The sequence below is a fragment of the Mesorhizobium sp. WSM4808 genome, from assembly GCF_055811675.1.
On sequence record NZ_JBVVQX010000005.1, the window covers coordinates 78,359 to 100,894 of the forward strand.

The window sequence follows — 22,536 nt, forward strand, 5'->3', positions numbered from 1 at the left end:
TCACTTCTTCTTGCCAAGGCCGGGCAGCCCGCCACCGCCGAGGCCGGGAAGCCCGGGGAGTTTCATGCCGCCGGGCAGACCGGGCATGCCGCTAGGCAGGCCACCGCCGCCGGGAAGGCCTTTCATGCCGCCGCCAAGGCCGGCTGCCTGTGCCTGCTTCTGCAAGGCTTCGAGCTGCTTAGGGTCCATCTTCGACAGGTCCGGCATGCCGCCGCCCATCATGCCGCCCATACCGCCGGGCATCATGCCGCCGAGGCCCATCTTGGAGGCGAGACCGCCCATCATGCCGCGCATCAGGCCGCCGCCTTTGCCCTTGCCGCCCATCGCCTTCATCATGTCGGCCATGCCGCGATGCATCTTGAGCAGCTTGTTGATTTCGGCCGCGTCGGTGCCGGAACCGGCGGCGATGCGCTTCTTGCGCGAATGCTTGAGCAAATCGGGATTGGCGCGCTCGGCCTTGGTCATCGACGAGATGATGGCGAGCTGGCGGCCGAACATCTTGTCGTCGAGACCGGCGGCGGCCATCTGGTCCTTCATCTTGCCCATGCCGGGCATCATGCCCATGATGCCGCCCATGCCGCCCATCTTCGACATCTGCTGAAGCTGGCCGGCGAGATCGTTCAGGTCGAACTTGCCCGACTGCATCTTCTTGGCCATCGCCGCCGCCTGTTCGGCGTCGATGTTCTCGGCGGCCTTTTCGACGAGCGAGACAATGTCGCCCATGCCGAGGATGCGGTCGGCGATGCGTTTGGGGTGGAATTCCTCCAGCCCGTCCATCTTTTCGCCAGTGCCGATCAGCTTGATCGGCTTGCCGGTGACGGCGCGCATCGAAAGAGCCGCACCGCCACGGCCATCGCCGTCCATGCGGGTCAGGACGAGGCCGGTGATGCCGACGCGCTCGTCGAAGCTCTTGGCCAGATTGACGGCGTCCTGGCCGGTCAGCGAATCGGCGACCAGCAGGATTTCGTGTGGGCTCGACACCTTCTTGATGTCGACCATCTCGACCATCAGCGGCTCGTCGATATGGGTACGGCCGGCGGTGTCGAGGATGACGATGTCGTGGCCGCCGAGCTTGGCCGCCTGCACGGCGCGGCGGGCGATGTCGACCGGCGACTGGCCGTCGATGATCGGCAGCGTGGCAACCTTGACCTGTTCGCCGAGCTGGCGAAGCTGCTCCTGCGCGGCGGGGCGCCGCGTGTCGAGCGAGGCCATCAGGACCTTCTTGTTCTGACGCTCGGAAAGACGCTTGGCGATCTTGGCCGAAGTGGTCGTCTTGCCGGAACCCTGCAGGCCGACCATCATGATGACGACCGGCGCCGGGGCATTGAGATCGATGGCGACGCCTTCGGCGCCGAGCATGTCGACCAGTTCGTCATGGACGATCTTGACGACCATCTGGCCGGGCTTGATAGACTTGACCACGGCAGCGCCGACGGCCTTCTCGCGCACCTTGTCGGTGAAGGAACGCACCACTTCCAGCGCCACATCGGCTTCGAGCAGCGCGCGGCGCACCTCGCGCAGTGCTGCCGAGACATCAGCCTCCGACAGCGCGCCGCGGCCGGTGAGGCCGTTCAGGATCGAACCAAGACGTTCCTGTAGCGATTCAAACATTCGTTTTCCTTTTCCCTGGCACCCGGATGATGCCCGAGAGGTAATGCGTTCGCGCCCAGTGTCCAACCAAAAGCCAAAACCAAAAAGCACCCGGGGGCGCTCAGCGCTGCCGGGTGTTGGCCTCCAGGATCGATTTACAGCACTTCACCTCAAAGAGGTTTCGGCGTCCTGGTCGGCTTGCTCGGAGGGATACTCGTCGCGGAATTCGGGGCGTGTAGACAGGAAATCGGACGCGGAGTCAAGACAAGGCCGGATTGCGTCGTTCCCGGGCCTGCAATCACGCCGTGCTCGTCCGGTCCGGAAGCTCGGCGGCGAGCTTGAGCGGCGAACGCGGATGTAGAAGCAGCACGATGGTCAGCAGGCTGCAGGCGATGCCGATGAAGGCGATGAGAACCGCATCCGACGTCGCCCAGCCCGGCCCTTCGAGCGGCCTGGCGTTGAACAGGGCGAAGGAATTGTAGCTGTCCTGATGCGAGATCAAGAGAAACCCGGTCAGGTTGTTGCCGAGATGAGCACCAAAGGCGGCGCCGAGATTGCCGGTTGCGTAGACCACTAGCGTCAGCAGCAGCGCGAAAGCGGCGATAGACGCCAGCACGCAAGCATTGATGGCTGGCGACGAACTCGCGCTCCAATGCAGCGAGGTGAACAGCAGGGCCGGCAGCAGGGCCCAGATTACCGGGCTCGTGAACCGGTTGGCGAGACCGCGCAGCAGATAGCCGCGAAACAGCACCTCTTCAGAGGATGTCTGCAGCAAAGTGAGCGCGGCGATCGGGATCGCAAACAGCAGCCAGGACGACAGGCCGATCGGGCCACGCGTGATCTGCGGCTGCAGCAGATAGAGCAGGACCTCGGATATGAACGACGTGATCAGCACCGCGATCAGCCCTTTGAGGAAGTCGGGCCATGAAACTCGTCGGCTGTTGCCGAGCAGCGCCGACAGCTTCTCGCCGTGCACCCAGCGCATCGCGACCCACAGGCCGATCCAGATGCCGGCGAACGAGACGAGCGCGGTGAGGATGCCGAGGGGCGAAGCGAGGAAGCCCTGAATGCCGGATGATGGGGTCGCCTGCCAGGCGATGAAGGCATAGGTGCCGCCGACCAGCACGGCCACGGTGGTTGCTCCCCAAAAAAGGACCACGATGCCCGTTCCGAGCAACAGGCGCGGTAAGGTCGTCCTGGCGTTCGGCGAATGCCTGTAACGCTCGAAGGCGGCCGGATCGATGGTCACGCGGGCTCCCTTGCCAAAGTCATCGCCTATTTGACTAACCGATGGCCGGAAAAATCGGAATGGTTTTCCGCAAAGGACTAGGCCAAGCAAGTCGGCGCAGGAGAGCGCCGCGCGGCGGCGCCGCCTGCTGGCGGCCGCTGCAATCGCAGCGGCCGCTTGTGCCGATTTGTCGTCAGCGAACGACGTACATGATGCGCCGGGTCTGCGGATCGATCAGCGCCCGCTGGCCGTTCACATAGACATAGCGGTAATTGTAGTCCGGAATCTCGCGTAGCTCGACGGTGTCGGGCAGGGTCGCGCCGGTCACCACTTCGCCTTCGAGATAGATGGGATCGAGGCGATGCGTGTCGACATAGGTGCGGATTTCAGCCGGAGGCGGCGGGAAGTCATCCACGACCGGATCGCTGGCGATGATCGCGCCGGTATAATCGGTCGAGTAGTTGCCGATGTCCTCAGGCGGCGAGACGACAGCAACGCTGGAGCGCCGTTCCGTCAGCACCACGCGGCTGCCGCCGATATCGGCCGTGACATAGTCGGAATAGACCCAGCCCTGGCCGCCGGCCTCGGCTATGGTGCACCATTTGCTGTTTTCGATGCAGCCATTGAGCGTTGCCGACTGGCCGGCGGTGAGCACGCCGATCACAGGATATTGCGGGCCGGGTCCGGCGCGCACGTTAAGATCGGTGACGGCTGAGACAGCGGTATCGGCAAGCGCGGCGCCCGACATCACGGTCAGCATTCCGGCTACCGCCGGAAACAACAGGGATTTCATGGTTTCTCTCCGTTTTCAGGTCCCTCGGCAGCCAAAACGGGGCAGCAGCTTATGCGTTCCCGCTAAAACGCTTGCGCCAACTCACGATTTGTTCCCGCTTCTTTCGGCAAATCGGTCAGAAGTTCGTGAACGAATTCCAATTTCCGCGCCGTGACGTCCGAAATGACAAAGGGATAAAGGTCGGGCAGGCCCATGCAGCGGTTGATCGAATTGGAGGCCTCCGACAGCACCAGCCAGCGGGCAAGGATCTTTTCGAAAGGCTCGGGCGCGGTCGCCGGATCCGAGGGTGCGGCCTGCAACCCGCCGCCTGTGTCGCCGCGCGGCAAGTCGTTGGCCTCCACCGTCTCCAGCCGGCCGAGCGGAAAGTTCAGCGCGTGCACCATTTCCAGCGTGTCGGTGATGTGCAGGTGGTGAGCCCAGGTCTCGGCCCAGTCCTCCCAAGGATGCGAGGTCGCATAGGCCGAGATGTGGTCTTGCTGCCAGTCGGGCGGCGCACCATTGGCATAATAGGCCTTCAGCGCCTGTTCGTAATCGGCGCGGTCATCGCCGAACAGTGCGCGGAAAGCTTCGAGCCTGTGCGGATCGTCGCGGATCAGGCGGTCCCAGTAATAGTGCCCGAGCTCATGACGGAAATGACCGAGCAAGGTGCGGTAGTTCTCGCCCATCTCGACGCGCCGCTTCTCGCGCTCGGCCGAATCCGCCTCGGCGACATTGAGCGTGATCAAACCATTGTCGTGGCCGGTCAGAATCCGCTCGCCGCCGGGGCCGCCGCCGATCGGATCGGCGAGGAAGTCGAAGGCAAGGCCGATTTCGTCGGCCGGGTTCTGCTTGGGCGCCACCGGCAGCCCGAAGGCCAGCAGCGAGTAGATGGCGCGCTTCTTCGCCGCTTCGACACGGATCCAGCGGCGGCGGTTGCCGTCGACGGAGAGATCCGGGATCAGCTGATTCAGCACGCAGGCGCGGCAAAAAGCGTGACCCGGTTCCGCCATCCAGTTGCAGGCGCATTCATCGGCGTTGGTGCACTGGAAGACGCCGTCGACGCCCGCCAGCGCAAAGCGCGCGTGCTCGGGATCGTAGAGCACGAGGTTCCCGCAGTTCAGGCACTTGGCGTTCTCGAAATAGATGCGATGGCCGCAATGCGGACAGTCGAAGAGTTTCATGTCGGTCTCAATTCACCGGAGGTGACATAAATGTTCACGGCGGCCCGTGCCCAACGCGAACAGCCGCGCGGTGTTCCACATTTTCCTGAAGCTATTTGGCCGCAAGCTGGGCGACAACCTGCCTTGCCACGGCCTCGCCCGACAGCCGTGCGCCGCCGCAGGTCTGGACCAGCGAGCCGGCCAGATGCTCGCCGGCGAAGAAGATCTTGTCGGCCACCGGCTGCATGAGTGCGGCGCGCGCCAGTGAACGGCCGGGGCGGGCCGCGGCATATGCGCCGCGCACGAAGCGCTCGCCGCCCCAATCGGTCATCATGGCGCGTCCGACATGCTTGCGCGTATCGCCGCCGAAGATGCCACACAGCCGGTCGACGACGAAGTCGATGCCGGCTGCCTCGCCGGCTGCCGACATTTCCCAGGCGAAATCGCCGCCGACGAAGCCGACCATCAAGTCAAGGTCGAACGGGAAGCAGAGGAAGTAGATGTCGTGCCTGGCCATCCGTTCGATCAGCAGGTCGTCGAAGGGCTGCAGCCCGAGCCTGGTGCCCGAAATTTCGACCGGCAATTTCGTCAGCATGCCCATCGGCAGGTCGAAGAAGGCGCCGAAATGCGTGTCGGGCAGGGCCGGCGAGAACGCGATCTCCTCGAAGGCGAGCACCGCCGGCGAAGCGGTGACGATCACCGCTTTGGCGCGGACGGTGCCGCGATCGGTGACGCAGGCGACGCCGGGCACGTCCCACAGGACCTTGCGCACCGGCGTCGACAGTTCGACCGGCACGCCGGCGCCGAAACGCGCCACCAGCGCGCCAAGGCCCTCCTTGCTGAAGTAGTTCGGGTCGAGATCGGCAGCGGCCCGGAAGTCCAGGATCGAGATCTCGTCCTCGTCGGCGCCGAAATCCATCGGCCCGGCGAAGGTGGCGGCGGCGCGCGGCGCATGGCCTTTTGCCAAAAGCGCCGAAAGACGATCGTCATCTCCGTCCTTCACTTCATGCCTGGCCAGCAGTTCGAACAGCTTTGCGTCGGCGGCCTTCATGTCGGCTTCTTCCGCTTCGCTCGCCTTGCGCTCGCGGTAGTAGAGATGATCAACGTTCATGTCGTGATGATGCAACGTCCAGCCTGCCGCCTGGGCTTCGGGAAAATAGGGATTGCGGTCGGCGGCATGCAGCCAGGCGCAGCCGATGTCGAAAGGCACGCCGAAATGCTGGTCGCTGGTCCAGGCTCGCCCGCCGATTCGGTCCATCGCTTCGAGCAGCGTGAAGGAAAGCCCCGCGGCCTGCAGGGTCCTGGCGGCGGCAAGACCCGCCGAGCCGGCACCGATGATGACGACATCAACGTCTTGCATGCAGCCCCCTTGCCACAATAATCACTTGATCCTAGGCAAATTCCACGGCATTCGCCAGCATTGCAGCGGTGACAGTGACAAGTGCGCGTTTCGCTGGCAAGTTCGCAATTGGGACGTGATTCAGGCAACCAGGAGATCAACATGGCAATTCTTGCCAAGGGAAAGATGTTTGCAGCGGCCGTGGTGGCGGTGCTTGCGCTGGCGACGGGCGCACAGGCAGCGGCCAGCTGCGGCAAGACCGGCGCCGGCTTCGAGGCCTGGAAGCAGGATTTTGCCGCGCAGGCTAGGTCGGAAGGTGTAGGCGCCAAGGGGCTGGCCGCTCTGGCCGGGGCGAACTACGCGACTAAGACGATCTCCGTCGACCGTGGCATTCACAAGGCTTTCAGCGGCTCGGTGGACGATTTCATGCGGCGGCGCGGCGGCGCGGCGATTATTTCCAAGGGCCGGTCGCTGAAAAAGTCGAATGCGGCGCTGTTCGCCAAGATCGAAGCGAATTACGGCGTGTCGCCGGGCGTGTTGCTCGCCATCTGGGGTATGGAAACCGGCTTCGGTTCGGCCATGGGCAACCAGAACACCGTCTCTGCCATTTTGACGCTTGCCTATGATTGCCGCCGCCCGGGGTTCTTCTACCCGCATGCCATCGCAGCCCTGAAGCTGGTTGATCGCGGGGCGCTGTCAGCCTCGTCGGTTGGCGCCGCGCATGGCGAGATCGGACACACGCAGTTCCTGCCAGGAAACGTCCTGAAATATGGCGTCGGCGGCGGAAACCTGCGCGACAAGGGCACGGCGCTGGCTTCCACCGCCAACTTCCTCAAGGGCCATGGCTGGCGGGCGGGCGCGAGCGCGAGTGCGAATATGGGCGCGATTGCCGGCTGGAATTCCGCGAGCGTCTATCAGCAGGCCATCGCCCGCATTGCCACGGCGATCGACGGCGATTGACGCCATTTCTGACTTGATCGAAAACCCGGCGCAAATGCCGGGTTTTATTTGATTTCGAGCGTGTAGGAGCAGCCGGCCAGGGTCTTGCCGGGGTGGGACTCGACGGTCGAGACGTTGAGCTTGACGCCCGTGGAGAAGGTCAATCCTTCCGACTCTTCGGTACTGTGGACAACGACCTTCTCGCCAAGGAATTTTTGCGGCGTGGAAAAAACGGCCATGACGTTGAGTTCTTTGGCAAGCTCCGGCGCGGCAACGCCGTCGAGCACGGCCATCGGCCCCGCAGCGGTAAACACGATCGATCCCGTCTCGCGGTTGAACACGCGGATTTTGGCCGGCAGTTCGTATTGGCTGAGAAACGGATTGCCCGAGGCAACCTCCGTCCAGCCAAGCGTTTCAACGGCACCCGGTGCGCTGGACAGCCACAGGGCAAAGTCGTTGTAGGTCGGAACGTCCGCCCTGCACTCGATCAGCGCCGGAAGGTCGAGAGAGGCGGGGTCGAACTCCTGGCTGGCCGCTGGCGTCGCCAGAACAACCAGCGGCGCCAGGCAGTGACCGAAACCGCGCATCCGCGCTACTTGGTGCGGTTGCGCGCGGCCAACGTCCTCAGCCTCAGCGCGTTGAGGCGGATGAAGCCGGCGGCGTCCTTCTGGTCGTAGGCGCCGCGGTCGTCCTCGAAGGTGACCAGCGCGTCGGAATAGAGCGTCTTCTTCGACTTGCGGCCAGTGACCATGACGTTGCCCTTGTAGAGCTTGAGGCGCACCGTGCCTTCGACGTCTTCCTGGCTCTTGTCGATCATCGCCTGCAGCATCAGGCGCTCGGGCGCGAACCAGAAGCCGTTGTAGATGAGCTCGGCGTAGCGCGGCATGAACTCGTCCTTGAGGTGGGCGGCCCCGCGGTCGAGGGTGATCGATTCGATGGCGCGGTGGGCGGCGATCAGGATCGTGCCGCCGGGCGTCTCGTAGACGCCGCGTGATTTCATGCCGACGAAGCGGTTTTCGACCAGGTCGAGCCGGCCGATGCCATTGTCGCGGCCGAGATCGTTGAGCGCCGCCAGCATGGTCGCCGGCGACAGCTTCTTGCCGTTGAGCGCGATCGGATCGCCCTTCAGGAACTCGATCTCGATCTCGGTGACGGTATCAGGCGCATCCATCGGCGAAACGGTGCGCTGGTGGACGAATTCCGGCGGCTCCACCCACGGATCTTCCAGCACCTTGCCCTCGGAGGACGAGTGCAGCAGGTTGGCGTCGACCGAGAACGGCGCGTCGCCCTTCTTGTCCTTCGGCACCGGTATCTGGTGCTGTTCGGCGAAGTTCATCAGGTCAGTGCGCGATTTGAACGACCAGTCGCGCCACGGCGCGATGACCTTGATGTCGGGGTTCAGCGCATAGGCGGATAGCTCGAAGCGAACCTGGTCGTTGCCCTTGCCGGTGGCGCCATGCGCAATCGCGTCGGCCCCCGTCTCCCTGGCGATCTCGACCAGATGCTTGGAGATCAGCGGCCGCGCGATCGAGGTGCCGAGCAGATAGGTGCCTTCATAGACGGCATTGGCACGGAACATCGGGAAGACGAAGTCGGAGACGAATTCCTCGCGCACGTCGACGACGCGGATGTCCTTGATGCCCATCATCTCGGCCTTGCGACGCGCCGGCTCGAGTTCGCCGCCCTGGCCGAGATCGGCGGTGAAGGTGACGACCTCGGCGCCGAGCTCGGTCTGCAGCCATTTCAGGATGATGGATGTGTCGAGGCCGCCGGAATAGGCGAGCACGACTTTCTTGACGTCTTTGGCCTTGGACATTTCTGCTCCGTCGATGGCGGACGCCCCAGCCGAGGCGTCACGGATTGTCGGAGGGCCTTTTAGCAGGAACGGCAAAGCGAGCAAGCACGCGCGTGCATGGCTTCTGGTCCAGTCCATGGCGAGGGGTGAGCAGGGGAAAACAACCTGCTGCAATCAAGGGCTGCATTTGCTGGAGAGATTTAATCAAGTTTTCACGCCCTGCAGCTAACACTGATGCAAGCCGCCTTGGCATGTGCCGGGCAGTTCTTGCCTGCTTCGCCGTGGGCGCCCTCGGGCCTGGGCCGTTCTTGATGCGCGTTATATCATGTATCGCCACGGAGCATAATCTGTGGCTCGTCCTGCTGGCAGCGCTGATGTGCGTCACCGGCTGCTGGGTGACGATCGGCCTCTTCGACCGTGCCAGGAAAACCGCCGGCGTGCAGATGCGGGGCTGGCTGTTCCTGACCGCGGTCGCCGCCGGCTCCTCGATCTGGTGCACGCACTTCATCGCCATGCTGGCCTATCAGCCTGGCGCGCCGATCACCTTCGATCCGGTCCTGACCATGGCATCCCTGGTCATCGCCATTGCCGGCACCGGGGCGGGCTTCACCCTTGCCTCCGACAAGCGTCTGGCCCCGGAGTGGGGCGGATGCGTCGTCGGGCTGGCGATATCGGCCATGCACTACACCGGCATGATGGCCTATCACGTTGCCGGCATCGTCGAATGGGACGGCTCCTATGTCGCCGCCTCGCTGTTCATTTCGGTGGCGTTTTCCGCCGTGGCTGTCGGCCATGCCGTGCGCCGGCCATACCGCTGGTCGCAGTATCTCGCCATCGGGCTGCTGGTGCTGGCGATCGTCGGCCTGCATTTCACGGCGATGGCGGCGGTGGCCGTGACGCCGCTGTCCTTCATCACCACCGGGACCAATCCCGACATTCTGGTGGCGATGGCGGTCGCCGTCGCCATTGTCGGCCTGATCGTCGCGGCGACCGGCTTTGCCAGCTACCTGATCGACGAACGCGGCCGCCTGGAAAGCTTCGAGCGGCTTCAGCATCTTGCCCTCAACGACGCCCTCACCGGTCTTCCCAACCGGGTCTCCTTCAACGACCGCCTCGACCATGAGATCGACCGGGCGCGCGAGGGTGAGGAAACGATGACGGCGGTCATCGTCATCGATCTCGACCGCTTCAAGGAGATCAACGACCTCAGAGGGCACGCCGCCGGCGACCAGGCGCTCAAGATCGTCGCCCGCAGGTTGGCGAAACTCACCGGCGAGGGCGAATTCGTCGCCCGGCTCGGCGGTGACGAGTTCGCCGCGATCAAGCGCTTCAAGGATCAGAACGACCTTCTCGGCCTCGTCTCGCGGCTGGAGAAATCCTTGTTCGAGCCGTTGCGGCTCGACGATTTTGAAATCGCTGCCGGCGCCAGCATCGGCGTCGCCGTCTATCCGCGCGACGGGGCCGATCGCGAGCGGCTGGTCAGCAATGCCGATCTTGCCATGTACCGGGCCAAGAACGACGTGACGCGGGCGGTCTGCTTCTACGAATCCGCTATGGACGAGACGGCGCGGGCGCGCCGGGCGCTGGCCACCGACCTTCGGCAGGCGATCGAGCGCGGCGAGCTTTCGCTGCATTATCAAGTGCAGACCTCGGTCCCGACCGGCGCCACCTGCGGCTATGAGGCGCTGCTGCGCTGGACCCATCCCGTGCATGGCATGATCGCGCCGGTCGAATTCATTCCGATTGCCGAGGAGAATGGCTCGATCATGGCGATCGGCGAATGGGTGCTGCGGACCGCGTGCCGTCAGGCGGCCTCGTGGGACAATGGCCACAAGATCGCGGTCAATCTGTCGCCGGTGCAGTTCGCGCATGCGGATCTCGCCAAGCTCGTCCACCAGATCCTGGTCGAGACCGGGCTGTCGCCGAAACGGCTGGAACTGGAGCTGACCGAATCGACGATCGTCGCCGACAAGGTGCGTACGCTGCATGTCCTTCGCCAGATCAAGGCGCTGGGGGTGACGATCGCGATCGACGATTTCGGCACCGGCTATTCCTCGCTCGACACGCTGCGCTCGTTTCCCTTCGACAAGATCAAGCTCGACCGCTCGTTCATGGCCGATGTCGAGCGAAGCCCGCAGGCCAAGGCGATCATCCGGGCGGTGCTGACGCTGGGCCGCAGCCTTGACATTCCGGTACTCGCCGAAGGCGTCGAGACACTTGTCCAACTCACCATCCTGCAGGTCGAAGGCTGCAACGAGGCGCAAGGCTATTTCCTCGGCAGGCCCAAGCCGATCGATCAGATCCTGCTCATCGGCGGCTCCGATGTCCGGAACGATCAGCCTGCCGCCACGGAGCCCGCCAGGATGCGACTGAGCAGGCCGGCATAGGATTTGCGCCGGGGTGGCCGCCAGCTGATGTCTTCGCCACGCGCCCGCTGGATCGACCATCGGATCGCTCCTGCGTCTGGCACCGTCGCGGCGCATCCTGTATAGGCGCTTCCATCCCTGGGGCCGCTCATGTCGTTCATTCCAGACACCACCACGCTGATCCAGTTCGCCATTGCCACCGTGATCCTGGCGATCACGCCTGGGCCCGACATGACGTTGTTCGTCTCGCGCACGCTGAGCCAGGGTCGCGCCACCGGCTTTGCCTCGATGGCCGGTGCGCTGTGCGGCACGCTGATCCACACCACGCTGGTGGTGGTCGGCGTCTCGGCGCTGATCGTCGCCTCGCCGACGGCCTTTTTCGTGCTGAAGATCTTCGGCGCCGGCTATCTGGTCTTCCTCGCCTGGCAGGCGATCACAAGGGGCTCGGCCTTTTCGCCGGAGAAGAAGACAGGCCCCGAGATTTCGCTGTTGCGCAGCTGGGCGGCGGGCCTTGGCGTCAATCTGCTCAATCCGAAGATCATCCTGTTCTTCATGACCTTCCTGCCGCAGTTCGTCTCCGCGCATGATCCGAACGCACCGGGAAAGCTGTTTTTCCTTGGGCTGATGTTCATCGTGCTGTCGGTGCCGGTGACGGTACCGATGGTGCTGGCGGCGGAAAAGTTTTCGGCGGCGATGAAGGCCAGCCCGCGCGTCACGCGGGTGGTCGACTATCTGTTTGCCGGCGTGTTCTCCGCCTTCGCCCTCAAGATCCTGACGGCCCAGGCGAAGTAGGCGCCGTCATCCTGTCTGGCCATCCTCTTTTGATCCTGGTTCGCCTTGCCACCAGCTTGCGGCCCACCGCCCGGCGCTGAGCCAGTAAAAGATACCACCGACCATGCCGCTGCCGATCACGGCCATGATGGCGCTGGTGTCCCTGACGGCGAAGGCGGTGTCACCGCTGTGGTCGGCAAGCCCGAGGAAAACACCGGCAACCACCGCGCCCGCCAGCGCATAGAACAGCCAGTCGCGCCGGCCGAGGATTTCGGCAAGCAGGATGACGACAGAGGCCGGCATCAGGGCGAAATAGGCGACGAACAGGGCGGCGAAGGGAATTGAGAAATACAGGGAAGCCGTCGCCGTCGGATGCGCATGCTCCGGCGTGTAGCCGAGCGATGCCAGCAACAGGATATTGAGGAAGGCGCTCGCCGCCAGCGAGGCGACGGCATAGCCGAACAGGATGACGGTGAAACGGACGAGGTAGCCGACGAGACGCGCCATCAATCCCGGCCCAGAGTCTGTCGCGTGCCGGATCTGCGTCCAGCCAGAAGCCAGTAGACCGAACCGGCGGCGATGCCGGCGGTGGCGAGAAAACCCAGAAAGCCCGGATTGAAGACAAAGCTGCTGGCCGAGCGCGGCATGGATACGCCAAAGGCGATGGACGTGATCGCACCCGTGGCGGCGAAGTAGAACCATCCCCGCAGCGAAAACCGTTCGGCGACGAAGAGCGCCGGACCGACGATCAACAGCGCGCCGATCATCACGGTCAACACGGCGAGCGGGAACGAGCCCAGCCAGTCGAAGGCGAAAATGATGGACCAGTTGCCGTCTTCGATGCCTTCCAGAAGAGCGATCAGCAGCACCGGCACCAGGATCGAAGTCAGCACCGCGGCGACATAGCCGACCGCCATGATGGCGAAGCGTCTTAGCCAGGCGACGGGGCGGCTCACGCCTCGCCGTGCCCCGCTATCATCATCGCTTCCAGCGCCAGCCGGTCGACCTTGCGCATGCGCTCGGAGTCGGATTTGAGCTGGCCGCAGGCGGCGAGGATGTCGCGGCCGCGCGGCGTGCGGATCGGCGAGGCATAGCCGGCATTGTTGATGTAATCGGCGAATTTCTCGATCGTCTCCCAGTCCGAGCACTGATAGTTGGTGCCCGGCCACGGATTGAACGGGATCAAATTGATCTTGGCCGGAATGCCCTTGAGCAGCTTGATCAGGCCCTTGGCGTCCTCGATGGAATCGTTGACGTCCTTCAGCATCACATATTCGAAGGTGATGCGCCTGGCGTTCGACAGGCCGGGATAGGCGCGGCAGGCGGCGATCAGCTCCTTCAGCGGATACTTCTTGTTGATCGGCACAAGCAGGTCGCGCAGATCGTCATTGGTGGCATGCAGCGAGATCGCCAGCATGACGCCGATCTCCTCGCCGGTGCGGAAGATTTCCGGCACGACGCCGGAGGTCGATAGCGTGATGCGGCGCTTCGACAAGGAAAGGCCGTCACCGTCGGAAGCGATCAGCAGCGCCTTCTTGACCGCTTCGAAATTGTAAAGCGGTTCGCCCATTCCCATCATGACGATGTTGGACACTTTGCGGCCCTCGGCCGGCACGATGGCGCCGTCGGGCGTGTCGCGGTCGGGAAAATCGCCGAGCCGGTCGCGGGCGGTTAGCAGCTGGGCGAGGATCTCCTCAGCCGTCAGATTGCGCACCAGCTTCTGCGTGCCGGTGTGGCAAAACGAGCAGGTCAGCGTGCAGCCCACCTGCGAGGAGATGCACAGCGTGCCGCGACCCTCTTCGGGGATGTAGACCGTCTCGATCTCGACCGGCCGGCCGGCGCCGCGCGGCGGAAAGCGGAACAGCCATTTGCGCGTGCCGTCGGCGGAAATCTGCTCCTCGACGATCTCGGGCCTGGCGACGGTGAAGTGCTTGTCCAGTTCGGCGCGCAGATCCTTGGAAATGTTGAACATGCCGGCGAAATCGGAGACGCCGCGCACATACATCCAGTGCCACAGCTGCTGGGCGCGCATTTTCGCCTGGCGCTCGGGCACAGTGCCTGATGCAACCAGAGCCTCGGCGAGCTCGACGCGCGTCAGGCCGATCAGCGACTGCTTTTCGGGCTGTGCCGCGCGGGCGCGCAACGCGTCGCGGGTGCCGTCGGTGGTGAGATCGAATGAAAGGGTCATGGTTGCACTGATATAAGCGGTTTGCGGCCGATTTCACGCATCGTGCCGGAAAGGAAGCGCGGCGCATAGCACAGGTTGAGGGCAGAGTCATGGGTTGTGCCGGTTTAACCTCTGGCCTGCACGTGTTAGGGCTCGATACTCCCCGCTCGAGGACAGACATGGCCGGCACATCGCGAAGATATCCCATGCTGCGGCGTTCGCGCGCGATGTGGGGCTCACGGCGGGTGTGGCAGCCGCGCCTGGTGTTCTGGGCCGGGGCGCTTGGCATCGGTGTGATCAGCGTGCTGTTCGCGGTGCTGGCGGACAGGGCGCAGGAACTGTTTCACCTGATGACAGGAGACGCAGGCGGCTGGCGTTTCTATCTGCCGCTTGCCGTTACGCCGTTGGGTTTCGTGCTGTGCGCCTGGCTTGCCCACACCTTCTTTCCCGGCTCGCAAGGCAGCGGCATTCCGCAGGCGATCGCCGCCCGCCATCTTCGCGACGACGAGGACCGAAGTCATATCCTGTCCCTCAAGCTGGTGGTCGGCAAAATCATGCTCACCATCGTCGGCCTGTTCTGCGGCGCCTCGATCGGCCGCGAGGGTCCGACCGTGCAGGTCGGCGCATCGCTGATGCTGCAGGCCGCACGCTGGGGCGGCATGGTGCAGGCGCGCGGGCTGATCCTGGCCGGGTCGGCCGCCGGGATCGCCGCCGCCTTCAACACGCCGCTGGCCGGCATCGTCTTCGCCATCGAGGAAATGGGCCGCACCTATGAGGCACGCACCAATGGGCTGGTGCTGACGGCGGTGATCCTGGCCGGCCTCGCCTCGCTCGGCCTGCTCGGCAACTACACCTATTTCGGCGTCGCCAAAGACACGATCTCGTTTGCCGCCGAGTGGCCGCTGGTGATCGCCTGCGGCGTCATCGGCGGCGGGCTCGGCGCGCTGTTTTCGCTGCTGGCGTTGAAGGCGACACGCCGGATCCGGCGCTGGAACACTGGGCAGCCTTTGCAGCGCGCTTTGCTGGTCGCGGCCGTCTGCGGGCTGCTGGTTGCAGTGATCGGCATCGCCTCGGGCGGGCTGACCTTCGGCACCGGTTACGTGCAGGCACGGGGCGCCGTCGAAGGCACGCCGCTGCCATGGTTCTTCTTTGCCGAAAAGTTCCTGGCGGGACTGCTGTCGATGATCTCGGGCATTCCGGGCGGCATCTTCGCGCCCTCGCTGGCGGTCGGCGCCGGCATCGGCAGTTCGCTCGGCCTCCTCTTCGGCGCCAGCACGGGGGCTGCGGCACTGCTCGGCATGGCCGGCTATTTCGCCGGGGTGGTGCAGGCGCCGATGACCGCCTTCGTCATCATCCTGGAGATGACCGGCAATCACGACAATGTCATCGCGCTGATGCTGGCCTCGATGCTGGGCTACGGTACGGCGCGGATGATCTCGCACGAGCCGCTCTACCACGCGCTGTCGCGTGTTTTCATCGCCGAGGCGATCCGGCGGCGGCGGGCGGAGGCCGGGCCGGGATCGGCGCAAGGCTGAAAGCAAAAAGGCTGGGGTTTGCGGCCCGGCCTTTCATTCAAAGCGAAGTGCGTGCCTGCACTCCTTGCCTATTTGCACTTGGCAATCGACGTCAGCGCCGCCGAAATACCTTTCAGCGAGAAGACATAGGAGGTGGGATTGCCGCGGCCGGACTTCGCCGTCACCTTCATGTCGGTGCCGGTCTTCATGGCGGCGATCAGCACCGGCTCCTCGGCGGCATTCTCGACCCAGGCCGATTTGCCGCGGGTGAACATCGAAAACGTCTTCTTATCGATGGTCACGGTGGCCTTGGAGCCGTCCTGGAAATTGTAGCCGGCAATGAATTGCGGCTCGTAGGACACTTGCTGGCCGGGCCGCTGGCTGACGAAGAAGAACATGTCGCCATGGTCGAGCGTCGGCGGCTGCTTGTCGGTCGGCACGGTCAGGACATAGCAGACCTTGCCGCCCGATGCCTGGTAACTGTAGGTGCCCCAGGCATTGTGCTGGCCGATCTTGGTCGCCGACTGCGCCAGCGCCGGCGCTGCCACGGCCACCAGGACCAGGCTCGAAACTAGTGCAATTAATCCGCGCATCGCTTTTCCCGTATTCCAAATGGTGCGGAGGCAGGCCGGCTTGGCGTCCTGCCCGTCGCTTCATTTTGATTTAATCTGGGTTACCAAACGGTGAATTTCCGAAGAGAAAAGGATCCTTACCCGAGGAAACCGCCGCCATTCCCGCGCCGCCGCCTTGCGAGCGGCTGGTGCGACATCCCTTTGGCGACTTGGAGGCCACGAAAGCGGCAAGAGTTTGACTTTTTACGCTGCCGCAGAAAGCCGGCTTCAACGGCGTTCCGTGCGTGAGTTCAGCCCTTGTCGGCCATGGCGTCCCTGGCGGCCTGCCGGTGCGCAGTGGTGATGTGGGCACTGACGGCGGTGATCGCGGCGGTGAGCACGGCGATGTCGTCGGTGAAGCCAAGCCCGAAGACGAAGTCGGGGATGACATCCACCGGCAGCACGAAATAACCGAGCGCGGCCAGCAGAATGCCTTTGGCGCGCAGCGGGGTGTTCTTGTCCATGGCGCAGTAGTAGGCGGCCACGACCTCTTCCATGTAGGGGATCTGCCGCGCGGCCTTCTTGGCTGTGCGCCAGAATTTCTCGCGCACTTCGCTCTCGTCTGCCAGCTTGCCGCCAAAGCCGAAGAAATCAAAACCGGATTGTTGCGCCATCAGTGTCTCCTTGCGAGCGCCCATGCGCATCCGGCGCATGCCCGCGGGGGAAAATGTGGTGAAACCCGACCCCGGCTACAAGATGCCGGTGCCGATTTGGGCTTGTCGAGGCGATACCAGGCCTCAGGCGCCGGCAAAACGGTTCATTTTCTTGGCCAGATCGATATCGAGCGCGGTGACGCCGCCAGCGTCGTGAGTGTTCAGCGTCACGTCGACGGTCTTGTAGACATTCGACCAATCGGGATGATGGTCCATCGTCTCGGCGGCAAGCGCGACGCGGGTCATGAAGGCGAAAGCCTCGGAGAAATTCGCGAAGGTGAATGTGCGCCTGATGGAAGCGCCGTCTTCCGCCAGCGCCCAGCCGTCAAGACCGGTCAATGCGGCTTCAGCGGCTTGCCTGCCCAGTTTCTCTCTCGCCATGTCCATATCCTGTGCTATTCGAAAACGACCCTCACCATAGCGACGGATCGATGAGCGCGAAGCCCATAAACTCCATTCTCTTCGTCTGCCTCGGCAATATCTGCCGGTCGCCGCTGGCGGAAGGTGTCTTCCGCGCCGTTTGGGCCGAGCGCGGATCGGCCCGGGATATCCTGCTCGATTCAGCGGGAACCAGTGACTGGGAAGCCGGCTCTGCCCCCGATCGACGCGCGATCGCGATCGCGGTGCGGCACGGCGTCGACATTTCCGGGCAAAGGGCGCGCAAGGTCACGCCGCAGGACCTCCACCGTTTCGACCTGATCCTCGGCATGGACCGGTCGAATGTCGCCGACCTGAAGGCGCTGGCGCCGGCAGCCGTGCAGGACCGCATTCATCTGTTCCTGGAGTTCGCGCAGGGGAAGTCACGCGACGTGCCGGATCCTTATCATGACGAGGCAGAAGCCTTCGCTTCCGCCTATCGCATGATCCGCGAGGCGTCGGAGGCGCTGGCGACAAGGGTGGACGCACGGGCGTCCGTGCCTGACAGCGGCCAGGCTTCCTCGACGATGTAGGGTCCGCCGCCGACCGAATCGCGCGACGACATCAGCACGAAACGGCCGACGCGGAACGGCAGCGTCGAGAAATTGCCGCGCGCCGACAGATATTGGGCGACGTCCAGCGGGGTCGAATTGCGTAAGCGTGCCAGCGTGACATGCGGCATGAACTTGCGGGGATCGGCCGGGATGCCGAGCCGCTGGCAGATGCGGTCGATCTCGCCCTGAAGGGCGGCCAGACCGGGCGAGGCGGAAGCGCCTGCCCACACCGCATGTGGCTTCTTCTGGCCGAAAGCGCCGACGCCGGACAGCGCCAGCGAGAAGGAAGGGCGGTGGACGCGGTCGAGCGCGTTGGCGATCTCGTCGGCGACATGGCCGGGGACATCGCCGATGAAGCGCAGCGTCAGATGGTAGTTTTCGACATCAATCCAGCGGGCTCCCGGCAAGCCGCCCCGCAGCAGGGACAGCGAAAGGGCAGCGTCACGCGGAATTTCGAGGGCGGTGAAAAGACGCGGCATGAAGAGCCTCCCTTCCTCGAATCGAACTGTCATCCCCAGCGAATCATCGATAGTCAAACGGAGCAAGAGGTTTGTTGGCCACAGTCCCTGTTAAAAGCCCCCTGCGCGGAAACAGTTCCAATCTGCTAGGAATCGCCCGGCACTGCCGCGATCACCTTCTCGACCGTCGGCAGGATGCGTTCGACTATCTGGTCGACGCCTTCAACGCTCGGATGCAGGCCGTCCTCGAGTTGCATGCCGGGCTGGCCGGCGACGCCGTCGAGAAAGAACGGGTAGAGCACGACGTCGTATTTCTTCCCCAGGTCCGGGAAAATGGCGTCGAACGCATTCTGGTAGTCGGGGCCGAGATTGGGTGCGGCACGCATGCCGGCCAGAAGCACGGCAATCTTGCGCTGCTTCAGCTTGCTCAGCATCTCGTCGAGGTTCTTCCTGGTGATGTCGGGCGAAACGCCGCGCAGCATGTCGTTGGCGCCGAGTTCGAGGATGACCAGTTGCGTGCCGTCGGGCACCGACCAGTCGAGCCGCGCCAGGCCACCGCTCGTCGTGTCGCCGGAAACGCCGGCATTGGCGACGCTCACATCATGGCCTTTGGCGCGAAGGGCGGCCTGCAGCCTGTCGGTAAAGCCCTGGTCCGGCCCAAGGCCATAGCCCGCCGTCAGGCTGTCGCCGAAGCCGACGATTTTGAACGGCTCGGCACGCGCTGACGGCATGGCGCCGCAAATGGCGAGGAAAACCATGAGGCCTGCGGCAATACTGCGTTTGAAAGACATGCGGCAGGCCCCATATGAGCTAGGAATTCTTCAGTCGACGGCTTCCGGCAAGCAGAGCCTTCCCAGATTATAGGACGATTTCATTTTGACAGAAGCCGTCATCGCGCTGAAAGATGTATCCCTGACCCTTGGCGAGGGCGCTTCATCGGTCCATGTGCTGAAGGGTGTCAGCCTTGATGTGGCGACCGGGGAGGCGACCGGCATCGTCGGGCCTTCGGGCTCCGGCAAGTCGACATTGCTGATGGTCCTGGCAGGCCTGGAAAGGGTCGATTCGGGTACGGTCCGAATCGCTGGTGAGTTGCTCAACGGCAAAAGCGAGGACCAGATTGCTTCGTTTCGAGGCCGAAACATTGGCATCGTGTTCCAGTCCTTCCATCTCATTCCCAACATGACGGCGCTGGAAAATGTCGCGGTGCCGCTGGAACTGGCCGGCCATGTCGATCCGTTTTCGGTGGCGGCGCGCGAGCTGGCGGCGGTTGGCCTCAGCGACCGCGTCACCCACTATCCCGGCGAATTGTCGGGCGGCGAGCAGCAGCGCGTGGCGATCGCCCGCGCATTGGCGCCGTCGCCGCGCATCCTGATCGCCGACGAGCCGACCGGCAATCTCGACCAGGCGACCGGGCGGCAGGTCGCCGACCTCCTGTTTGCCAAGGCGGCCGAGCGCGGCATGACGCTGGTGCTGGTGACCCATGATCCGGCGCTCGCGGCACGCTGTTCGCGCCAGGTATCGATGCGCTCGGGCCGGATCGAGGCGCCGGCGCCTGTCAAGGTGACGGCCTGATGCCGCTGTCCCGGACGTTGAGGCTCGCGGTCCGCTTCTCGTTGCGCGAGATGCGCGGCGGCCTGTCCGGCTTCCTGATCTTTCTCGCCTGCATCGCGCTCGGCGTCGCGGCCATCGGCGGCGTCAACTCGGTGGCGCGTTCGATCACCGCCGGTGTCGCAAATCAGGGCCAGACGCTGCTGGGCGGCGACCTTCGCTTCGAGATCAATCAGCGTGACGCCAGCCAGGCGGAGCGCAGCTTCCTTGACGGGCTCGGCACAGTTTCCCGGACCGCCAGCATGCGTTCGATGGCGCGTCTGGCCGACGGATCCGACCAGGCGCTGGTCGAGGCCAAGGCGGTCGACCATGCCTATCCTCTCTATGGCACGCTGGAGACCGAGCCGGCACTGTCGAAACAGGAACTGTTCGGCGAAGAGTTCGGCGTCTTCGGTGCGGCGGCACCCGACCTTCTGTTCGAGCGGCTGCACGTCAAGATCGGCGACCGGCTGAAGCTTGGTACCGCCACTTTCGAACTGCGCGCCAGGCTGGTCGCCGAACCGGACGCCGTGTCCGACGGTTTCGGCTTCGCGCCAAGGCTGATGATCTCGACGGACGGGCTGGCGGCCACTGGACTGATCCAGCCGGGCAGCCTGGTCGAGAATGCCTACAAGATCCGCCTGCCGGCAGACGCCGACGAGGCGCGACTGAAGGGCGTCCAGGACCAGGCGGCCACGGATTTCCCCGAAGCAGGCTGGTCGATCCGCACACGCAGCAACGCGGCGCCCGCGCTGTCGTCGAACATTGAACGTTTCTCTCAGTTCCTGACCCTGGTCGGGCTGACGGCGCTGGTGGTCGGCGGTGTGGGCGTCGCCAATGCGGTGCGCGCCTATCTCGACGGCAAGCGCGGCGTGATCGCCACCTTCAAGAGCCTGGGCGCTTCGGGCGGCTTCGTCTTTGCCGTCTATCTGGTGCAGATCCTGATCATTGCCGCACTGGGTATCGTGCTGGGCCTTGTGCTCGGCGCGCTGATGCCGTTCGCAGCGAGTGCGGCCTTGCAATCCGTCATTCCGGTGCCGGCCGCAGGCGGCTTCTATCCCGGCGCGCTCGGCATGGCGGCGCTGTTCGGCCTGCTGGTGACGTTGGCTTTCGCGCTGCTGCCGCTCGGCCGCGCCCGCGATGTGCCGGCAACCGCGCTGTTTCGCGAGATGGGGCTGGAAGGCCGCGGCTTGCCGCGCCCCGCCTATGTCGCGGCGGCCATAGGCATCGCGCTGTTGCTGGCGGCGCTGGCCATTCTGTTTTCCGGCGACCAGCGCATCGCCTCGATCTTTGTCGGCGCTACCGTCTTCGCCTTCCTGGTGCTGCGCGTGGTCGGCGCACTGGTGCAATGGGCGGCCAGGAAGAGCCCGCGCGTGCGCTTCGTGGCGCTCAGGCTCGCTATCGGCAACATCCATCGGCCAGGCGCGCTGACGCCATCGGTGGTGCTGTCCTTGGGGCTCGGCCTGACGCTGCTGGTGACGCTGGCGCTGATCGACGGCAATCTCAGGCGGCAGATCTCCGGCAGCCTGCCGGAACGGGCGCCGAACTTCTTCTTCGTCGACATCCAGAGCGCCGATGTCGCGTCTTTCTCGGCGCTGATCGGCAAGGAGGCGCCGCAGGGCGTACTGGCCAAGGTGCCGATGCTGCGCGGCCGGGTGATGGCGCTGAACGGTATCGATGTCGACAAGGTGAAGGTGCCGGCGGAAGGCGCCTGGGTGCTGAGGGGCGACCGCGGCCTGACCTATGACACCAGGCAGCCGCAGAACGCGACGTTGACCGAGGGCAGTTGGTGGCCCGAAGATTACAGCGGCGAGCCGCTGGTTTCGTTTTCGGCGCAAGAAGGCAAGGAGATCGGGCTGAAGCTCGGCGATACCATCGCCGTCAACGTGCTCGGACGCAATGTCACCGCCAGGATCGCCAATTTCCGCCAGGTCGAGTGGGAGACGATGGGCATCAATTTCGTCATGGTGTTCTCGCCCAACACATTCGCGGGCGCCCCGCATGGCTGGATGGCGACGCTGACCGAAAAGAGTACCTCGACGGCCGACGACGCCCGCATCCTCAACGCCGTCACCCGCGCCTTCCCGGCGGTGACGACGGTGCGGGTCAAGGACGCGCTCGATGTCGTCAACCGGCTGGTCGGACAGCTCGGCTCGGCGATCCGGGCCGCGGCCGGCGTGGCGCTGATCGCTTCGGTGCTGGTGCTGGCCGGTGCGCTCGCCGCCGGCAACCGGGCGCGCATCCATGATGCGGTGGTGCTGAAGACGCTGGGGGCGACACGCACGACGCTGATATCGGCCTTCTCGCTCGAATACATGCTGATCGGACTGGCCACCGCCATCTTCGCGCTGGCGGCGGGCAGTGCGGCGGCCTGGTTCGTCGTCGCGCGCATCATGACATTGCCGTCGCATTTCATGCCCGAGGTGGCAGTGGCGACCATTCTGTTTTCGCTGGTGATCACGGTCGGCATTGGTCTTGCCGGCACCTGGCGGGTGCTCGGCCACAAGGCAGCGCCGGTGCTGCGCAATTTGTGACGACAGGCCCGGAAATGGGCATGCTGGATTAAATCTTGGTAAGAAAGCCCTCCGAAAAGCCGAGGAATCGGCACTTCGCCC

Annotated in this window: 22 protein-coding genes; 7 read left to right on the forward strand and 15 right to left on the reverse strand. The window is 64.4% G+C overall.

All coding sequences use genetic code 11. The features are described from left to right. From ffh to AC0L2U_RS10405, 5 genes are all read right to left on the reverse strand, one after another. Positions 1-1,611 (reverse strand): signal recognition particle protein, encoded by a 1,611-nt coding sequence (gene ffh, locus AC0L2U_RS10385; protein WP_127808674.1) that lies wholly within the window; start codon positions 1,609-1,611, stop codon positions 1-3. A 277-nt stretch (positions 1,612-1,888) separates the two neighbouring features. After that, positions 1,889-2,839, reverse strand: a complete 951-nt coding sequence (locus tag AC0L2U_RS10390) for a CPBP family intramembrane glutamic endopeptidase (protein WP_292141410.1) — start codon at positions 2,837-2,839, stop codon at positions 1,889-1,891. A 172-nt stretch (positions 2,840-3,011) separates the two neighbouring features. Next, positions 3,012-3,611 (reverse strand): DUF1236 domain-containing protein, encoded by a 600-nt coding sequence (locus AC0L2U_RS10395; RefSeq protein ID WP_127397842.1) that lies wholly within the window; start codon positions 3,609-3,611, stop codon positions 3,012-3,014. 62 nt (positions 3,612-3,673) lie between these two features. Continuing rightward, on the reverse strand, positions 3,674-4,771 hold the full coding sequence (locus tag AC0L2U_RS10400; RefSeq protein WP_473601874.1) for a zinc-binding metallopeptidase family protein: 1,098 nt from the start codon (positions 4,769-4,771) through the stop codon (positions 3,674-3,676). A 91-nt stretch (positions 4,772-4,862) separates the two neighbouring features. Continuing rightward, positions 4,863-6,110 (reverse strand): flavin monoamine oxidase family protein, encoded by a 1,248-nt coding sequence (locus AC0L2U_RS10405; protein WP_473601875.1) that lies wholly within the window; start codon positions 6,108-6,110, stop codon positions 4,863-4,865. Between the two features lie 141 nt (positions 6,111-6,251). Between AC0L2U_RS10405 and AC0L2U_RS10410 the strand changes: the two genes are divergently transcribed. After that, positions 6,252-7,049, forward strand: a complete 798-nt coding sequence (locus AC0L2U_RS10410) for a lytic murein transglycosylase (RefSeq protein WP_127271186.1) — start codon at positions 6,252-6,254, stop codon at positions 7,047-7,049. A 44-nt stretch (positions 7,050-7,093) separates the two neighbouring features. On the opposite strand, the gene AC0L2U_RS10415 is transcribed toward AC0L2U_RS10410, so the two are convergent. Together AC0L2U_RS10415 and AC0L2U_RS10420 are read right to left on the reverse strand one after the other, a co-directional pair. After that, positions 7,094-7,615 carry a hypothetical protein gene (locus tag AC0L2U_RS10415; RefSeq protein ID WP_292635935.1) on the reverse strand — a complete coding sequence of 174 codons (522 nt, stop codon included), beginning with the start codon at positions 7,613-7,615 and terminating at the stop codon, positions 7,094-7,096. A gap of 5 nt (positions 7,616-7,620) precedes the next feature. Then, on the reverse strand, positions 7,621-8,844 hold the full coding sequence (locus tag AC0L2U_RS10420; RefSeq protein ID WP_292635934.1) for an argininosuccinate synthase: 1,224 nt from the start codon (positions 8,842-8,844) through the stop codon (positions 7,621-7,623). Between the two features lie 290 nt (positions 8,845-9,134). Here AC0L2U_RS10420 and AC0L2U_RS10425 point away from each other — a divergent pair, with 290 nt between their 5' ends. Together AC0L2U_RS10425 and AC0L2U_RS10430 are read left to right on the forward strand one after the other, a co-directional pair. After that, positions 9,135-11,210 carry a putative bifunctional diguanylate cyclase/phosphodiesterase gene (locus AC0L2U_RS10425; RefSeq protein ID WP_292696560.1) on the forward strand — a complete coding sequence of 692 codons (2,076 nt, stop codon included), beginning with the start codon at positions 9,135-9,137 and terminating at the stop codon, positions 11,208-11,210. Positions 11,211-11,339: 129 nt separating this feature from the next. Next, positions 11,340-11,981 carry a LysE family translocator gene (locus AC0L2U_RS10430; protein WP_128364387.1) on the forward strand — a complete coding sequence of 214 codons (642 nt, stop codon included), beginning with the start codon at positions 11,340-11,342 and terminating at the stop codon, positions 11,979-11,981. 6 nt (positions 11,982-11,987) lie between these two features. Here the strand turns inward: AC0L2U_RS10430 and AC0L2U_RS10435 are convergent, their stop codons facing one another. The 3 genes from AC0L2U_RS10435 to rlmN are packed head-to-tail and all read right to left on the reverse strand — an operon-like array spanning position 11,988 to position 14,148. Next, positions 11,988-12,467, reverse strand: a complete 480-nt coding sequence (locus AC0L2U_RS10435) for a hypothetical protein (RefSeq protein ID WP_127808680.1) — start codon at positions 12,465-12,467, stop codon at positions 11,988-11,990. Then, positions 12,467-12,916: a hypothetical protein gene (locus AC0L2U_RS10440; RefSeq protein ID WP_127321011.1), complete on the reverse strand. Its 450-nt coding sequence runs from the start codon at positions 12,914-12,916 to the stop codon at positions 12,467-12,469. Before AC0L2U_RS10440 ends, AC0L2U_RS10435 begins: the two co-directional genes overlap by 1 nt. Then, positions 12,913-14,148 (reverse strand): dual-specificity RNA methyltransferase RlmN, encoded by a 1,236-nt coding sequence (rlmN, locus tag AC0L2U_RS10445; RefSeq protein WP_292702347.1) that lies wholly within the window; start codon positions 14,146-14,148, stop codon positions 12,913-12,915. Before rlmN ends, AC0L2U_RS10440 begins: the two co-directional genes overlap by 4 nt. Before the next feature lie 158 nt (positions 14,149-14,306). Here rlmN and AC0L2U_RS10450 point away from each other — a divergent pair, with 158 nt between their 5' ends. Next, positions 14,307-15,662: a chloride channel protein gene (locus AC0L2U_RS10450; RefSeq protein WP_292702344.1), complete on the forward strand. Its 1,356-nt coding sequence runs from the start codon at positions 14,307-14,309 to the stop codon at positions 15,660-15,662. Positions 15,663-15,730: 68 nt separating this feature from the next. On the opposite strand, the gene AC0L2U_RS10455 is transcribed toward AC0L2U_RS10450, so the two are convergent. The 3 genes from AC0L2U_RS10455 to AC0L2U_RS10465 form a co-directional block, all read right to left on the reverse strand. Beyond that, complete coding sequence (locus tag AC0L2U_RS10455; RefSeq protein ID WP_127268363.1) at positions 15,731-16,234, reverse strand: invasion associated locus B family protein; 504 nt, start codon at positions 16,232-16,234, stop codon at positions 15,731-15,733. 269 nt (positions 16,235-16,503) lie between these two features. After that, positions 16,504-16,866: a YkvA family protein gene (locus AC0L2U_RS10460; protein WP_127322074.1), complete on the reverse strand. Its 363-nt coding sequence runs from the start codon at positions 16,864-16,866 to the stop codon at positions 16,504-16,506. 123 nt (positions 16,867-16,989) lie between these two features. After that, on the reverse strand, positions 16,990-17,286 hold the full coding sequence (locus AC0L2U_RS10465) for a 4a-hydroxytetrahydrobiopterin dehydratase (protein WP_127396626.1): 297 nt from the start codon (positions 17,284-17,286) through the stop codon (positions 16,990-16,992). Positions 17,287-17,336: 50 nt separating this feature from the next. On the opposite strand from AC0L2U_RS10465, the gene AC0L2U_RS10470 reads away from it, so the two are divergent. Beyond that, on the forward strand, positions 17,337-17,855 hold the full coding sequence (locus tag AC0L2U_RS10470) for a low molecular weight protein-tyrosine-phosphatase (protein ID WP_292696562.1): 519 nt from the start codon (positions 17,337-17,339) through the stop codon (positions 17,853-17,855). Here AC0L2U_RS10470 and thpR read toward each other — a convergent pair. Both thpR and AC0L2U_RS10480 read right to left on the reverse strand, forming a co-directional pair. Then, positions 17,759-18,355 carry an RNA 2',3'-cyclic phosphodiesterase gene (gene thpR / locus AC0L2U_RS10475; RefSeq protein WP_292696563.1) on the reverse strand — a complete coding sequence of 199 codons (597 nt, stop codon included), beginning with the start codon at positions 18,353-18,355 and terminating at the stop codon, positions 17,759-17,761. The two genes, AC0L2U_RS10470 and thpR, sit on opposite strands and share 97 nt — an antisense overlap. A gap of 125 nt (positions 18,356-18,480) precedes the next feature. Beyond that, a complete protein-coding gene (locus tag AC0L2U_RS10480) occupies positions 18,481-19,125 on the reverse strand; it encodes an arylesterase (RefSeq protein WP_127396962.1) in 645 nt (214 codons plus the stop codon). Positions 19,126-19,210: 85 nt separating this feature from the next. Here AC0L2U_RS10480 and AC0L2U_RS10485 point away from each other — a divergent pair, with 85 nt between their 5' ends. Together AC0L2U_RS10485 and AC0L2U_RS10490 are read left to right on the forward strand one after the other, a co-directional pair. Then, on the forward strand, positions 19,211-19,906 hold the full coding sequence (locus tag AC0L2U_RS10485; protein ID WP_473601879.1) for an ABC transporter ATP-binding protein: 696 nt from the start codon (positions 19,211-19,213) through the stop codon (positions 19,904-19,906). Then, positions 19,906-22,455, forward strand: a complete 2,550-nt coding sequence (locus AC0L2U_RS10490) for an ABC transporter permease (protein WP_473601880.1) — start codon at positions 19,906-19,908, stop codon at positions 22,453-22,455. Before AC0L2U_RS10485 ends, AC0L2U_RS10490 begins: the two co-directional genes overlap by 1 nt. The last annotated feature ends 81 nt before the right edge of the window (positions 22,456-22,536 follow it).

Excerpts from the sequence above, each read along its gene's own strand:
- ffh (WP_127808674.1), bottom strand. The coding sequence starts at position 1,611 with ATGTTTGAATCGCTACAGGAACGTCTTGGTTCGATCCTGAACGGCCTC.
- AC0L2U_RS10395 (WP_127397842.1), bottom strand. The coding sequence starts at position 3,611 with ATGAAATCCCTGTTGTTTCCGGCGGTAGCCGGAATGCTGACCGTGATG.
- AC0L2U_RS10400 (WP_473601874.1), bottom strand. The coding sequence starts at position 4,771 with ATGAAACTCTTCGACTGTCCGCATTGCGGCCATCGCATCTATTTCGAG.
- AC0L2U_RS10405 (WP_473601875.1), bottom strand. The coding sequence starts at position 6,110 with ATGCAAGACGTTGATGTCGTCATCATCGGTGCCGGCTCGGCGGGTCTT.
- AC0L2U_RS10410 (WP_127271186.1), top strand. The coding sequence starts at position 6,252 with ATGGCAATTCTTGCCAAGGGAAAGATGTTTGCAGCGGCCGTGGTGGCG.
- AC0L2U_RS10415 (WP_292635935.1), bottom strand. The coding sequence starts at position 7,615 with ATGCGCGGTTTCGGTCACTGCCTGGCGCCGCTGGTTGTTCTGGCGACG.
- AC0L2U_RS10420 (WP_292635934.1), bottom strand. The coding sequence starts at position 8,844 with ATGTCCAAGGCCAAAGACGTCAAGAAAGTCGTGCTCGCCTATTCCGGC.
- AC0L2U_RS10425 (WP_292696560.1), top strand. The coding sequence starts at position 9,135 with ATGCGCGTTATATCATGTATCGCCACGGAGCATAATCTGTGGCTCGTC.
- AC0L2U_RS10430 (WP_128364387.1), top strand. The coding sequence starts at position 11,340 with ATGTCGTTCATTCCAGACACCACCACGCTGATCCAGTTCGCCATTGCC.
- AC0L2U_RS10435 (WP_127808680.1), bottom strand. The coding sequence starts at position 12,467 with ATGGCGCGTCTCGTCGGCTACCTCGTCCGTTTCACCGTCATCCTGTTC.
- rlmN (WP_292702347.1), bottom strand. The coding sequence starts at position 14,148 with ATGACCCTTTCATTCGATCTCACCACCGACGGCACCCGCGACGCGTTG.
- AC0L2U_RS10450 (WP_292702344.1), top strand. The coding sequence starts at position 14,307 with ATGGCCGGCACATCGCGAAGATATCCCATGCTGCGGCGTTCGCGCGCG.
- AC0L2U_RS10455 (WP_127268363.1), bottom strand. The coding sequence starts at position 16,234 with ATGCGCGGATTAATTGCACTAGTTTCGAGCCTGGTCCTGGTGGCCGTG.
- AC0L2U_RS10460 (WP_127322074.1), bottom strand. The coding sequence starts at position 16,866 with ATGGCGCAACAATCCGGTTTTGATTTCTTCGGCTTTGGCGGCAAGCTG.
- AC0L2U_RS10465 (WP_127396626.1), bottom strand. The coding sequence starts at position 17,286 with ATGGCGAGAGAGAAACTGGGCAGGCAAGCCGCTGAAGCCGCATTGACC.
- AC0L2U_RS10470 (WP_292696562.1), top strand. The coding sequence starts at position 17,337 with ATGAGCGCGAAGCCCATAAACTCCATTCTCTTCGTCTGCCTCGGCAAT.
- thpR (WP_292696563.1), bottom strand. The coding sequence starts at position 18,355 with ATGCCGCGTCTTTTCACCGCCCTCGAAATTCCGCGTGACGCTGCCCTT.
- AC0L2U_RS10480 (WP_127396962.1), bottom strand. The coding sequence starts at position 19,125 with ATGTCTTTCAAACGCAGTATTGCCGCAGGCCTCATGGTTTTCCTCGCC.
- AC0L2U_RS10490 (WP_473601880.1), top strand. The coding sequence starts at position 19,906 with ATGCCGCTGTCCCGGACGTTGAGGCTCGCGGTCCGCTTCTCGTTGCGC.